The organism is Bradyrhizobium sp. 6(2017) (genome assembly GCF_011058295.2).
Lineage (GTDB): Bacteria > Pseudomonadota > Alphaproteobacteria > Rhizobiales > Xanthobacteraceae > Bradyrhizobium > Bradyrhizobium septentrionale.
In genome coordinates this window covers 6,427,743-6,440,746 of record NZ_CP049289.2, presented here as the reverse complement: position 1 = coordinate 6,440,746, position 13,004 = coordinate 6,427,743, and the positions used below count along the sequence as shown (strand labels likewise).

At 63.9% G+C, this 13,004-nt stretch carries 14 protein-coding genes; 9 read left to right on the top strand and 5 right to left on the bottom strand.

Annotated elements, in window-relative coordinates; genetic code table 11:
• Positions 1-5 precede the first annotated feature (5 nt).
• Positions 6-833, bottom strand: coding sequence for an isocitrate lyase/PEP mutase family protein (locus G6P99_RS30470; RefSeq protein WP_029083852.1), 828 nt, complete (start codon positions 831-833; stop codon positions 6-8).
• 111 nt (positions 834-944) lie between these two features.
• Here G6P99_RS30470 and G6P99_RS30465 point away from each other — a divergent pair, with 111 nt between their 5' ends.
• Complete coding sequence (locus tag G6P99_RS30465) at positions 945-1,862, top strand: LysR family transcriptional regulator (protein ID WP_029083851.1); 918 nt, start codon at positions 945-947, stop codon at positions 1,860-1,862.
• A 26-nt stretch (positions 1,863-1,888) separates the two neighbouring features.
• On the opposite strand, the gene G6P99_RS30460 is transcribed toward G6P99_RS30465, so the two are convergent.
• Positions 1,889-2,239, bottom strand: coding sequence for a hypothetical protein (locus G6P99_RS30460; protein ID WP_029083850.1), 351 nt, complete (start codon positions 2,237-2,239; stop codon positions 1,889-1,891).
• Positions 2,240-2,754: 515 nt separating this feature from the next.
• Here G6P99_RS30460 and G6P99_RS30455 point away from each other — a divergent pair.
• A complete protein-coding gene (locus tag G6P99_RS30455) occupies positions 2,755-2,982 on the top strand; it encodes a hypothetical protein (RefSeq protein ID WP_205751520.1) in 228 nt (75 codons plus the stop codon).
• A 41-nt stretch (positions 2,983-3,023) separates the two neighbouring features.
• Here G6P99_RS30455 and G6P99_RS30450 read toward each other — a convergent pair whose 3' ends face one another.
• The gene (locus G6P99_RS30450) at positions 3,024-3,347 is read right to left on the bottom strand and encodes a DUF1476 domain-containing protein (RefSeq protein WP_029083849.1); all 324 of its coding nucleotides are present in this window, start codon (positions 3,345-3,347) and stop codon (positions 3,024-3,026) included.
• 351 nt (positions 3,348-3,698) lie between these two features.
• On the opposite strand from G6P99_RS30450, the gene purC reads away from it, so the two are divergent.
• From purC to G6P99_RS30420, 6 genes are all read left to right on the top strand, one after another.
• Complete coding sequence (gene purC / locus G6P99_RS30445; RefSeq protein ID WP_016843454.1) at positions 3,699-4,466, top strand: phosphoribosylaminoimidazolesuccinocarboxamide synthase; 768 nt, start codon at positions 3,699-3,701, stop codon at positions 4,464-4,466.
• Between the two features lie 15 nt (positions 4,467-4,481).
• Positions 4,482-4,724 carry a phosphoribosylformylglycinamidine synthase subunit PurS gene (gene purS / locus G6P99_RS30440; RefSeq protein WP_029083848.1) on the top strand — a complete coding sequence of 81 codons (243 nt, stop codon included), beginning with the start codon at positions 4,482-4,484 and terminating at the stop codon, positions 4,722-4,724.
• Positions 4,725-4,737: 13 nt separating this feature from the next.
• Positions 4,738-5,307 (top strand): hypothetical protein, encoded by a 570-nt coding sequence (locus G6P99_RS30435; RefSeq protein WP_245284838.1) that lies wholly within the window; start codon positions 4,738-4,740, stop codon positions 5,305-5,307.
• A 4-nt stretch (positions 5,308-5,311) separates the two neighbouring features.
• Entirely contained in the window at positions 5,312-6,013 is a 702-nt protein-coding gene (gene purQ, locus G6P99_RS30430) for a phosphoribosylformylglycinamidine synthase subunit PurQ (protein WP_029083846.1), read from the top strand.
• A gap of 63 nt (positions 6,014-6,076) precedes the next feature.
• Positions 6,077-7,036, top strand: a complete 960-nt coding sequence (locus G6P99_RS30425; RefSeq protein ID WP_029083845.1) for a tripartite tricarboxylate transporter substrate binding protein BugD — start codon at positions 6,077-6,079, stop codon at positions 7,034-7,036.
• 199 nt (positions 7,037-7,235) lie between these two features.
• Positions 7,236-7,886 carry a tetratricopeptide repeat protein gene (locus G6P99_RS30420; RefSeq protein WP_245284837.1) on the top strand — a complete coding sequence of 217 codons (651 nt, stop codon included), beginning with the start codon at positions 7,236-7,238 and terminating at the stop codon, positions 7,884-7,886.
• A gap of 254 nt (positions 7,887-8,140) precedes the next feature.
• On the opposite strand, the gene G6P99_RS30415 is transcribed toward G6P99_RS30420, so the two are convergent.
• A complete protein-coding gene (locus tag G6P99_RS30415) occupies positions 8,141-9,118 on the bottom strand; it encodes a DMT family transporter (protein WP_165124484.1) in 978 nt (325 codons plus the stop codon).
• Between the two features lie 233 nt (positions 9,119-9,351).
• On the opposite strand from G6P99_RS30415, the gene pstS reads away from it, so the two are divergent.
• A complete protein-coding gene (gene pstS / locus G6P99_RS30410) occupies positions 9,352-10,404 on the top strand; it encodes a phosphate ABC transporter substrate-binding protein PstS (RefSeq protein WP_029083843.1) in 1,053 nt (350 codons plus the stop codon).
• Between the two features lie 158 nt (positions 10,405-10,562).
• On the opposite strand, the gene G6P99_RS30405 is transcribed toward pstS, so the two are convergent.
• A complete protein-coding gene (locus G6P99_RS30405; RefSeq protein WP_165124481.1) occupies positions 10,563-12,785 on the bottom strand; it encodes an alkaline phosphatase family protein in 2,223 nt (740 codons plus the stop codon).
• Between the last annotated feature and the right edge of the window lie 219 nt (positions 12,786-13,004).

Sequence of the window (13,004 nt, the reverse complement as noted above, 5' to 3'; positions counted from 1 at the left end):
ATTCCCTATTCGCCTTTCGCAGCCCCAAACATCTCGCGCACCTCCTTCACCGGCGCCATGTCGCGCACGAAGGTGAACGCGCCCTGATCCTTCATCTCGCGGGCGCAGCGCAGGAACGCGGCGAGTGCGTGGCGCTGCATCGCGCCGCCGACGCTGATGCGCTTGACGCCGGCGGCGGAGAGCTGCGCGATCGTCAGGGTCGGGTCGGCAAAGCCCATCACCAGGTTGAACGGCCGGTTCACTGCCGACACCACGGTCTTGATGGTGGCGAGGTCGTAAAGCCCCGGCGAATACAAAACATCGGCGCCGGCGGCATCGAAGGCCTGCAGCCGCTTGATCGTGTCGTCGAGGTCCTTGCGTCCCCAGAGAAAATTCTCCGCCCGCGCCGTCAGCGTGAACGGGAAGGGCAGGGCGCGCGCGGCCTCGACCGCGGCCTGCACCCGCTCGACCGCGAGCGAGAAATCGTAGATCGGGTGCTCGGGATTGCCGGTCGAGTCCTCGATCGAGCCGCCCACTGCGCCGGCTTCCGCGGCGAACCGGATTGCCTCGGCCGCGAGCTTCGGCATGTCAGCGCCGCAATTCTCGAGGTCGGCGTTGACCGGCAGGTCGGTGGCCTCGGCGATCACCCGGCAATTCTCGATGATCTCGTCGAGGCTGACCGTGGCGCGGCCGAGCGTGTTGGCAAGGCCGAGGCTGGTGGTCGCGAGCGCCTCGAAACCCATCGCAGCGAGCAGCTTTGCCGATCCGGCGTCCCATGGATTGGGAATGATGAAGGCGCCGGGCCGCTGATGCAGCTCGCGAAACCGTGCTGCCTTGTCTGCCTGGGTGCGCATGTGAGCTCCTGTCCTTGCAAATGCCGCTGGCAGTAGCGATAGGGCGGTTTCGCCCATCAGACAAATTTGTTATTTCTTTCGATATCATCAGCTTTTTGCATGAGGTCGGCGATGGACAGCGACGCGCTCAACACGTTCCTGGTGGTGCATCGGCGCGGCGGGATCTCCAATGCCGCGAAGGCGCTGCATCGCTCGCAGCCGGCAATCTCAAGGCGCATCGCGCTGCTCGAGCAGGAGCTCGGCGTGCCGCTGTTCGAACGGATTGCCGGCAAGACCCGGCTCAGCGATGCCGGGCGGGTGATGGTGCCCTATGCCGAGCGCGCGGTGGCCGCGGCGCAGGATGCCGAGAACGCAGTGCGCGCGTTGTTGCGCGACAATTCGGGACCGGTCGCGCTGGCGGTGACCGGCACGCTGGCCGGCGAGCGGCTGTCGAAAGTGCTGAAGCGCTTTGCCCGCCGGCATCCGGATGTCGCGCTGACGCTGCGCACCGCAACCAGCGCCGAGGTCAGCGATCTGATCCGGCGCGGCGAGGCGACGATCGGGCTGCGCTACGACCGCGACCGTTCGCGCGATCTCGATTGCGAGGTGCTGTTCGCCGAGCCGCTCCAGGTGGTCTGCGCGCCGGATCATCCGCTGGCCGGACGCAGGATCGGCAAGCTCGCGGACCTCAGGGATGAGCGCTGGATCGCGTTTCCGGAGGTGCCGGGACGCCGCGAGATCACCGCCTCGCACGTGTTCGCCCTGTTCCTGACCAGCGGGCTCGGTGAGGTCGACTGGACGCCGGTCGACAGCCTGACGGCGCAGAAGCGGCTGGTCGAGGCCGGGCTCGGGATCGCGCTGCTGTCGCAAAGCAATGCGGCGGAGGAATTGCGCGCTTCGACGATCGCGACGATCCGCGTTGGCAATCTCACCGCCAGTCACGAAGTTGTCGCGGTGACGCGGCATGGCGGCTTCATCAGCGCCGCGTCACAATTGTTGCTGAAAATTATTCGTGCCGAATATCGCGGTCCGAAACCATCTGCGCGTTGACGGCCGAACAGCCGGCGCCGGCGGTGCTATTTGGTAACGAGCTGCACAACGTAGGTGTAAGGTCCGTTCGGACTGCGCTGCGCATTCCACGCGCAATACCAGCCGCTTCCCCAGGGCAGACCGGTATCCCATCCGTTCGAGCTGATGTTATCCCACTGCCATGTCTTGACGTTATCCTGGGGATTGGACGGGAAAAACTGGCTCGAATAGACCATGATTTGTCCCTGCTGGGCGCGGAACGGCGCGGTGGTCTGCCACGACAGCCAGAGGTTGCCGTGCAGCTGATATGCATTGAGATACCAGGTGTGGGTCGCTGACTGGGTTTGGACCGCCTGGGCCTGGTCCGTGATATTTCGCGTCGAAACCATCTCGTTCATTTTGTTATCTCCCTTGGGTTGTATAATTAGAGAGATGTAGCTTTAGATTTATGAAGTTGGTTGTGCAATCGAAAGTTGCTCACAAAGTGGTGTTGTGAAAGTACGGCGCGGCCTGTCAGGCTGGCGAAAAATGTTCGATGGCAGCGCTCGCGGCGTCGCTGGCGCTGGACGAGGCGACACCGGCGCCCAACACGCCCTGGACAGCGAACCTCTCGCGTTGGCCTGTCCCCATTTGTGTCACCGTTAACATCAGATGAAACGGCAGAGCGGTTTTCCGTGATCGCGATTTGGCATGTTGCAACTGAAGGTGGTTATGAACCGGGCCACATTCGCGGTCAGTGCAAGGAATTCGTCATGACGTCGCCTGCGCGCCTTCTCCCCGTCACCGTCGGCCTGCTGCTGCTCGCGGCTCCTGCCTTCGCCCAGGCTCCGGGGCAATTGAGATTTGTCGAGCAGCCGACTGGTCTCGCCGGTCAGGCCGGATCGGTGCGGGTTCAGAGCTCGTCAATCTGTTCATGCCGGGCCCGAGCGGCGACGGCGAGGAGGCGCAAAAGCTGCGCGACCGTGCGCGCCGCGTCGTCTACGAAATGGCGACGCGCGAATGTGACCTGATGCGCGATGCGATCGCCAGGGACTGCCGGCTCGAATCGATCAACGTCAATCTTGGCCGGCAGTACGGTGGTCAGCAGCAGGAAGGCTTCAACGTCAACGGGTCGATGAGCCTTCAGATCACGCTGAAATAGGCGTTGCGGGAACTCGGGTTCCCGCGTTCAGGTTCCTGCCTTTACGTTCCCGCCTTTACCTGGGCCGCCGCCACGGCCAATAGCTCGTCCATCTTGGCACGGACGTCGCGCTCGGTGACCGCCTGACCCTTGGCGGTCAGGTCCTTCAGAACCTTGTGCAGCACGTCATTGTCGCCGGCTTCCTCGAAGTCGGCGGCCACCACTTCCTTGGCATAGGCACTGGCGGCGTCACCGGAGATGCCGAGCTTCTCGGCGGCCCACAGGCCGAGCAGCTTGTTCCGGCGGGCTTCGGCCTTGAACTTCTGTTCCTCGTCGAGGGCGAACTTCTTCTCGAAACCTTCCTCGCGCTTGTTGAATTCGTTCATGGCTGAAGTTCCAGTTCCCTTTGCTGAATGAAGGGCCGCCGCGCGTTGCGGCAGCCCCAATGCCTGCCTAGATAGGGGGGAGGAATCGGCAAGACAACGAGCCGTTAAGCCGCAGGCAAAACAGGCGGAATCGGCCCTTTATGATAGGGCGGTATAAGTGCCCCCAAGGGGGCGGTATCGATTGTGCTGGATGGCTCAATCAGATAGGTTGCGAACAGGCATGGTTCTTGTTCTGTTTCCAGTTGGATTGCCCAGGTTCCAGGCCTCCGCGGCAGCTCCGTCGTGGGTCGTAACCCCTGATCATCCGGAGCACCCAAATCCATGGATTTCAACAAAACACGGTACATCCCAATGAGCCGTCGACGCCGCATTTATGAAGGCAAGGCCAAGGTCCTGTATGAAGGCCCGGAGCCGGGAACCCTGATCCAGCACTTCAAGGATGACGCGACCGCGTTCAACGCCAAGAAACACCAGGTGATCGAGGGCAAGGGCGTCCTCAACAACCGGATTTCGGAGTACCTGTTTCAGCACCTCAACGACATCGGGGTGCCGACCCACTTCATCCGCCGGCTCAACATGCGCGAGCAGCTGATTCGCGAGGTCGAGATCGTGCCGCTCGAGGTGGTGGTGCGGAACGTCGCCGCCGGCTCGCTGTCGCAGCGGCTCGGGATCGAGGAGGGCACCCAGCTGCCGCGCTCGATCATCGAGTTTTATTACAAGAACGACCAGCTCAACGACCCCATGGTGTCGGAAGAGCACATCACTGCCTTCGGCTGGGCCACGCCGCAGGAGATCGACGACATCATGGCGCTTGCCATCCGCGTCAACGACTTCCTGACCGGCCTCTTCCTCGGCATCGGCATCCGCCTCGTCGACTTCAAGATGGAGTGCGGGCGGCTGTTCGAGAACGAGATGATGCGGATCATCGTCGCCGACGAGATCTCGCCGGACTCCTGCCGTCTCTGGGACATCAAGTCGAACGAGAAGCTCGACAAGGACCGCTTCCGCAGGGATCTCGGCGGCCTGCTCGAGGCCTATACCGAGGTGGCAAAACGCCTCGGCATCCTGATCGAGAACGAGCGGCCGGCTGGCAGCGGCCCGGTGCTGGTGAAGAGCTAAGTTGAAGGGGCGACCGTGAAGGCACGTGTGACTGTGACATTGAAGTCGGGCATCCTCGATCCGCAGGGCAAGGCGATCGAGGGCGCGCTGAAATCGCTCGGCGTCGACGGCGTCGCCAGCGTCCGCCAGGGCAAGGTGTTCGACATCGAGCTCGCCGCGACCGACAAGGCCAAGGCGGAGGCGGCGCTGAAAGCCGCCGCCGACAAGCTCTTGGCGAACACCGTGATCGAGAACTACCGGGTCGAGGTTCTCAGCTAACCGAGCGAGCCAAATGATAACAGCCGCTCCCGCCCTTTCCGGCAGCAATCGCGCGTTGGTCCGATCGTTCCTGCTTGTCCTGCTGACAGCAGCCGGAATCGGCGCTGCGTCGGCCCAACCGAAGCCGGCCCCTGCCGCCACCGCGACACAACCGCCGCCGGTTGCTGTGAGCGGATGGCGTTACGAGCGCAGCGGTCCTGACAGGCACATCTTCCACTGCGAGCAAGCGAGCTGTGGTGCGGGGTCGAAGGTCAGCTATCGGCTTTATGCTGCCGACAATCCGATGACCCTGGAGCAGTTCCGTGACAGCCAGGACCAGATCATCAAGGCGCTACAGCAACGAACGCCGGGACAGCGCATCACGATTATCGGTGTCGATGGCGACAAGGGCACTGCGGTGCCGCGGATGTTTCGGGCACGGCGCCTGACGGTGACGCCCAACGGTGCCAGCGAGTACCAAGTCAATGGTTTGCTGTTTGGTGCGCGAGCCTCTGCCAGCCTGATCAGTTCGGCGCGCGACGAGAAGGCCAGCAATGACAACTACGCAAAATTCATGGTTGCACTAGCGTCGAAAATCCGGTGATCCGATGAAATCAGCCGTCCTCGTCTTCCCTGGCATCAACCGCGAGCGCGACATGGCGCGCGCGCTGAAGCTCGCCTCCGGCAATGAGACCGCGATGGTCTGGCACGCCGAGACCGCGCTGCCCAAAGGCACCGACCTCGTGGTGGTGCCCGGCGGCTTCTCCTATGGCGACTATCTGCGCTGCGGCGCGATCGCGGCGCGCGCGCCCGTGATGGACGCGGTGCGCGACTTCGCCGCCAAGGGCGGGCTCGTGCTCGGCGTCTGCAACGGTTTCCAGATCCTCTGCGAGTCCGGGCTGCTGCCGGGCGTGCTGATGCGCAATGCCGGGCTGAAATTCGTCTGCCGCGACGTGCATTTGAAGGTCGAACGCTCCGACACGCCGTTCACCCGCGGCTACAATGCCGGCCAGGTGATCCGGGTGCCGGTGGCGCATGGCGAGGGCAATTACGAGGCGGACGAGGAGACGCTGAAGCGTCTCGAAGGCGACGGGCGGGTGCTCTATCGCTACTGCTCTGCCGATGGCGTGGTCGACGAGGCCTCGAACTTCAACGGAGCCGCGCATTCGATCGCGGGCATCGTCAACGAGCGCGGCAACGTGCTCGGCATGATGCCGCATCCGGAAAACCACGTCGAAGAGATCATGGGCTGCACCGACGGCCGCGGCCTGTTCGCGGGCCTGGTCCAGCAGTTCGAAAAGGCGGCGTGATAGCCATAGCGTTTTCGAGCGAAGTGGGGACCGGTTCGCGTGAAGAAAACGCGTCAAAATAAAATGCTCGGACGGTGGTTCGCGGCGGCCGCCGCGCTGTTGCTTGTGACGGCGGCACACGGCCAGGACTTTCCGAAGCGTCCGATCACGATGATCGTGCCGTTCGCGGCAGGCGGCACCTCCGACGTGATCGCCCGCGCGGTGGCCGACCAGATGGGCGCAGCGCTCGGCCAGACCATCATCATCGAGAATGTCGGCGGTGCCGGCGGTTCGACCGCGCTGACCCGCGCCGCGCGCGCCGAGCCGGACGGCTACACGATCGCGATCGGCAATGCCGGCACCAATGCTGCGACCTACACGATCTATCCGAAGCTGCCGTTCACGCCCGACTCGTTCGCGCCGATCGCGGTGGTCGCCAAGACCTTCGGCATCGTCGCGCTGCGCAAGGATTTTCCGGCCAAGGACCTCAAGGAATTCATCGACTACGCGAAGAAGAATCCGGGCAAGATCAATCTCGGCCATGCCGGCGTCGGCTCCTCGAACTACCTGATCTGCAAGAGCTTCGTGCATGCCGCCGGCGTCGACGTGCAACTGGTCGGCTATCGCGGCGCGGCGCCGGCGCTGACCGATGCGATCGGCGGCCAGATCGACGGCGTCTGCGATGCCGCGGCCTCGGTGTCGCAAGCGATCGACGACAAGCTCGTGAAAGCGGTCGTGGTCGGCTCGACGGTGCGGCTCGCCTCGCTGCCGGAACTGCCGACCTCGACCGAAGCCGGTCTGCCCGAGTTCGAGGCGCAGGGCTGGAACGGACTGTTCGCGCCGAAGGGGACCCCGCCAGAGATCATCGCCAAATTGAACGCTGCCGCGCGTACCGCGGTCGCGAGCGAGGCGGTGAAGAAGCGGTTCGTCGATTTGTCGACCGTCGCGCCCGACGCCAACGAACTCGCGCCCGAGGTGCTGCAGCAACTGGTGACGCGCGACGTCGCGAAGTACCGGGCACTGCTGGCGGACGACCAGAAATAGCCGCTTCGCGCCGTGCCTTCGGTGCGCGGCGCCGTGAACCTGCCCGGTTCCGTCAGAGACCAATCCAGCATAGCGGCTTCCGCTTCACGATCTCTTCACGCTAAGGCGGCCGGCGCAACAACCGAGGATTGTCGCAGCGTAAAGGGCACGTTATGACGGAGGCGATTTGGATGAACTGTGCGCTTCGCGGGGATCCGCAATGCCTGTTGCATTGGTCATTTTGCTGCTCGACATCTCGCTGATCTATCACGCCGCGCGCACCGGGCGCCTGCAGCCCTGGGCCTTCATCATCCTGATGGTGCCGCTGATCGGCGCGCTCGCCTATATCGTCGTCGAGTTGATCCCGGAATGGTGGGGCGGACCGGGCGCCGCGCAGGCGCGCAAGCGCGTCGCCAACCGGCTCGATCCGGAGAAGCGCTATCGCGAACTGTCGGACCGGCTTGCGACATCCGATACCATCGCCAACCGAGCGGCGCTGGCCGCGGAGTGCCAGAATGTCGGGCGCTTCGAGGAGGCCGAGAGCCACTACGACCACGTCTTGGGCTTGCCGCAGGGCGACGATCCGGCCTACGCGCTGGCCAAGGCGGAGGCGCAGTTCGCCCGCAAGCAGCCGGCTGAAGCACTGGCGACGCTCGACGCCCTGCGCGAGCGCTGGCCGGATTTCGAGTCCGCCGAAGGGCATCTGCTCTATGCCCGTTCGCTCGCCGAGATCGGCCGGCTCGACGAGGCGCTGGAGGAATATCAGGCGGTCACGCAGTTCCCGGCGCCGAGGCGCGGGTCCGCTATGGCCTGTTGTTGCAGCTGGTCGGCCGCACCGCCGAGGCGCGCATGGTGTTCAACGAGCTGTTGATCCAGATGCGGCGCGCGCCGAAATATCTGCGCGACGCGCAGGCCGAGTGGCTCTCGATCGCCGGGAAGCAGCTGTCTGCATGAGCGGCCGTTGAATGGATGCGACTCGTCATTGCGAGCGAAGCGAAGCAATCCACCGCACCGCATACGCGGAAAGATGGATTGCTTCGTCGCTTCAGCGCAAAATTGCTTTGCAGTTTTGTCGCGAGCTCCTCGCAATGACGACGATAGAGCTGTGTGTACAAATGCCCGCGGCTACAGCTTGCGCAGCCAGCGCTTGATGGCCTCAGCCGGCACCGTCATCGCGGCGACGCCGGCCATGACCAGCACGAGGCCGAGCGCCAGGTTCGACGGCACGGATTCGCCGAGCAGCAGCACGGACAGCGCAACGCCGATCGGAATGCGCAGATAACCCTGCGCATTGGTGGTGAGCGTGCCGAGCCGGGTGAGGCACATGTAGAACAGCATCAACCCGAACGCGCTCGAGAAGATGCCCATGACGACGGTTGCGACCAGCGCCTGCGGCGTCGGGTGCAGCGTCCAGGGATGGTCGATGATCAGGGCGACCGGCAGCAGCACGGTTCCGCCGAACAACAGCGAGCCGGCCGCGACCACCATCAGATCGTAATCCGACAGCCGCAGTCCGAAGATCGTGGCGCAGGCGAACGACACGGTCGCGAGCAGGATCGCGATCTCGGCAAAGATCTCCTTGCCGAAGCCTGAGAGCGCGTCGAGGCCGATGATCGCGACCGTGCCGGCGAGGCCGAGGATCGCGCCGGCCAGCTTGAGCAGCGAGGCGGGCTCGTGCCGCGTGATCGCCCAGGTGATCAGGAAGGCGAAGATCGGCGTCGTCGAGGCCAGCACCACGGTGTTGGAGGCCGGCACATAGAGCTGCGCCCAGGTGATCACCAGGAACGGGATCGTCGAGTTGATGGTCTGCTGGAAGGCGAACAGCTTCCAGGCCTTGAGGTCGGTCGGGATGCGGATACCGCGGATCCGCAGCACCACGAGCAGGAAGGCTGCGGCGACCAGCGAGCGCGCCGAGATGAAGGTGACCGGCGGGATCGAGCCGAGCCCGATCTTGGTCAGCGGATAGGTCGAGCTCCAGCAGCAGGCCAGCGCCACGAGCAGCGCATAGTCGCGCCAGCCGCGTGCGCCCGGCGCAGACGTCGACGGAGTGGGTGTGATCGCGGAAGCCGTCACGCTGCCCGTCTTCGCTGTGCTCTTCGGCACCTTGATTGGCTCCCTTCGCGCATTGGGCGCGCGACGGAGCGAATGTAGCTTGGCGGTGGGGCGAAAGGCTAGGGCTTTGAATTTGCGTCGATATTCCGCTCGGCGGTTTGCAGCTGCGCCCGGGCGCGGCGCGGGACCGGCGGCGCCAACCACCATTTGGGGCTCCGGCCCTTGTTACAGTTTTGTGACCTGGCCCACACGGAATTACCGCTCGTCCTGCTAGGCTCGAGCGCATGACGAAGCATTTCAGATTACCGATCATTTTCACTGCTCTGGTCGTCGCAACGCAATGCTTGGCTGCGGAGACGAAGGGTGCGGGCTCAACCTTCGTGTCGCCCGTGATGGCGAAATGGATCGCCGGCTACAAGGCAAAGACCGGCAACGACGTCAGCTATCAGTCGGTGGGCTCGAGCATCGGCGTCGGCCTGATCAAGAAGGCGGCCGTCGATTTCGGGACAAGCGATATGCCGCTTGATCCGAAAGAGCTCGATAAGCTCGGCATGGTGCAATTCCCGATTGTGATCGGAGGCGTCGTGCCTGTGGTCAACATCGAGGGCGTCAAGCCGGGCCAGATGCAATTCACCGGACAACTGCTTGCTGACATCTATCTCGGCAAGGTCAGATCCTGGAACGACCCGGCCATTCAAGCCGTCAATCCCGATCTGAAGCTGCCGCGCACGGCGATCACCGTCGTGCATCGGATCGACGGCTCAGGGACGACGTTCAATTGGTCGAACTATCTCTCGAAGGTCAGCGCGCAGTGGAAGGCCAGCGTCGGAGAGGGCACGTCGGTCGAATGGCCCGTCGGGCTCGGCGGCAAGGGCAATGACGGCGTCGCCTCGCTTGTCGGCCTGATTCCCGGAGCGATTGGCTATCTTGAATACTCTTATGCGTTGCAACGGCTCGACCGGATTTCCTTCGGTCTGGTGCAGAACAGCGCCGGGAATTTCGTTACCCCGGACGCTGCATCGTTCCAGGCTGCGGCTTCAAGTGCGGACTGGACAACGACGCAGGATTTCTACCTGGTCCTGACCAACGCCCCGGGGGAGGACGCGTATCCGATCACGGCAACGACCTTCGTGCTGATGCACAAGCAGCCGAAATCGCCCGACAGGTCGGCGACCGCGATCGACTTCCTGCGCTGGTCACTGGAAAGCGGCAAGCCTCAGGCGCAATTGCTCAACTACGTTCCCTTGCCAGTCACGCTGGTCGAGCAGATCGAGCTGTATTGGCAGCACAATTTCGAGGCGCTGACGGCGTCGGCGGCGGTGCCCGGAAAGCGCTGATGGCCCAAGCTTTCGGTTCTGATTGAATCAGAACCGAAGCTTTGGCTTCTTTTGACGCGTTTTCTTCACGCGAACCGGTCCCACTTCGCTCGAAAACGCTTTAGAACGATCGATGGACGCCGGAGCTCGCGTCCATCGCTTGACGTCTGCATGCAATCCTAGCGCAGGACCTCGCGCAGCACCTCGCCATCGACCTGGTGCGGCGTCGTGCCCAGGATCTGCATGATGGTCGGCGCCACGTCGATATTGCGCATGTGCCGCACCACACTGTCGTGGCGGATCTGCGGACCCGCGGCGATGAAGGTTGCGCTCATCACCGGAAGCTCGGGGTCGTGACCATGGGCGCCATAGAAGTTCGGCATCGACAGCGCGGTGGTGGCCGCGCTGAACGGCGCGTCGCCCTGGCGCGCGACGCCGGGATTCTGGATGCCGTCGAAATTGTAGCCGGGCGCCATCAGCGCGAACACGTCACCGTAATCCTGGCCGACGGTCTTGCTGAGGCACTGTCCGGTTCCGGCGTCGCATTGCAGCGGCCGGGTCTCGACGACGGTGAAGATGCGCTGGTCCTTGAGCGAGTAGTTGAAGCGCGCATTGGGGTCGACCGCGTTCTTCACCGCATCCGTGATCTGCGCCACCAGGGTCCGGTAGGTCGCCAGATCGACAGTGCCGCCGAGCTCACGGTTCTGCAGGTTGACGTAGATGTCGGCGGCCGGACCGGAGGTGCGGATCCCGACCTTGCTGGTGTCGATACCGGCATTGCGCAGGATGTTGGTGAGATTGACCGAGGTGTGGAATGGCGCGAAGCCGTGGTCCGACACCACGATCACGTTGCTGTCACGGCCCGCCGCATCGGCAATCTGCTTCACCGCCCTGTCAGCCGTCTGGTAGGCGAAACGGATGTAGGACGCGTATCGCTTGACCTTGGCGGGGTCCTGGTTGGCGCCGATCGAATTCGGGTCCTTTGGATTAGTGCCCTGGCGCGGATCGGTGAGCAGGAACTGGTGCTCGGAGCCGTCGGGCTGCTCGATATAGACCATCACCAGGTCGGCGTCCGGATGGGTCTTGATCGCGCGTTCGCCGATATTGGCCTGGTAGCGCACGAAGGTCTTCACCATGTCCTCGAACATCGTCTCGATCTCGACGTCGGGGAAGTTGGTGAAGCCGGGGCTCAGCCGCTCCGGAATGCGGAAGTCGGCCTGCGGACGCCAGAATCCGATGTTGTTGTTGATGTCGTCGACATCGGCGAGGACCGGCGTGTTGCGCGGGATGAAGTTGGCGCCGTAGCGGGCAAAGCGCACCACCGAGAGGTCGGGGGACAGCGCCGAGACGAAGTACGCAGCACCGACCTTCGCCCCGCTGCCCTCGAAGAAGAACGGTGCGTTCTCGCCGCCGAACTTGACGTAGGCCGGTCCGGTCGACGGCGCGTGGAACGGTCCCGCGGTGATGCCGCGGTTGGCATCGAAGAACACCAGCGTGTCGTAGTTCACCTTGCGATCGTTGGTGGTGTCGATGGCAGCGACGCGGATCGAATATTTGACGTCGAGCGTCGACGCGCCGGTGCAGGTCGCACTCGCCGCCGAGGAGCACGAGAACGTCTCGATCGGTGCCAAGGTCACCAGCACCGGGCTGAACGAGAAATGGCCCGCGGCCTGTAGCGCCGCCACGATGGACGGATCGGCCGTGAAGTCGCTGCGCGACAGCGAGAAGCCCTGGGCCCCGATGCCGCCGAACGCGCCGAACGGGACCGTGAAGTCGGTGATGCGGGTGGGCTGCGCCGGCTGCACCACGGTGTTGTTGATGGAGATGTCGGCGCCGTCGCCGCCGGGCCAGGTCGCCGTGATGACCTTCTTGCCCTGCTGGCGCAGTTGCACCCACAGGGGCTGTGCCGTCGGGTGCGGCGACGGCCCGAGCGGGCTCTCGCTGTAGCCGCCGATCGGCGCCGCAAAGCCGCTGATGCTGCCCGTGATAGGGCCGACGATCGGCTCGAATGTGTTCGAGGGGATGTCGTTATGGACCGCCGTCGAGCCGGTCGCGATCGCAATATGTGACACTGCGGTGAGCGACGGTGACGCCGTCACGTTCTGCAGCGCCACTGCGCCGCGCCGTGAGAGCCGGGCGAGGCCGCCGTCGCGCGGCAGCACGCCTTCCTCGATGAATTTCTGGATGAAATCGGGCTTGGCGCCGTCGAGCGAGATCATCACCACGCGCGGCTTGCGGCCATGATGGTCGCCGTCATGATCATGATCATGATCGCGCGAATCGCCGAAGCCGCGATCGCCATTGTCGCCGTCCTGACCGGCGCACGCCGGAGTTGCAACGCACGCTAACGATGCGACAAGCGACATCGCCGACGTGACGGAAACAAACGTCTTCAATTTCATGAGAATGCCCCAACCTCGCTGCGCGATTGCACATACGGAAACCGTTCAGCAATCTTCAGGGGCTTGGCTGACGCGCATGTGACGCGTGCGCGACGACGCAACGACAGTGCGTCGTCGTGTCACAACTGCAGTTTGATTGCTTCACGCAAAGAACGCGCGAGAACACAACGAGCTAGAGCTGCGCTTTCGATTCAATCGTGCCGATGTAACGGCCGGATG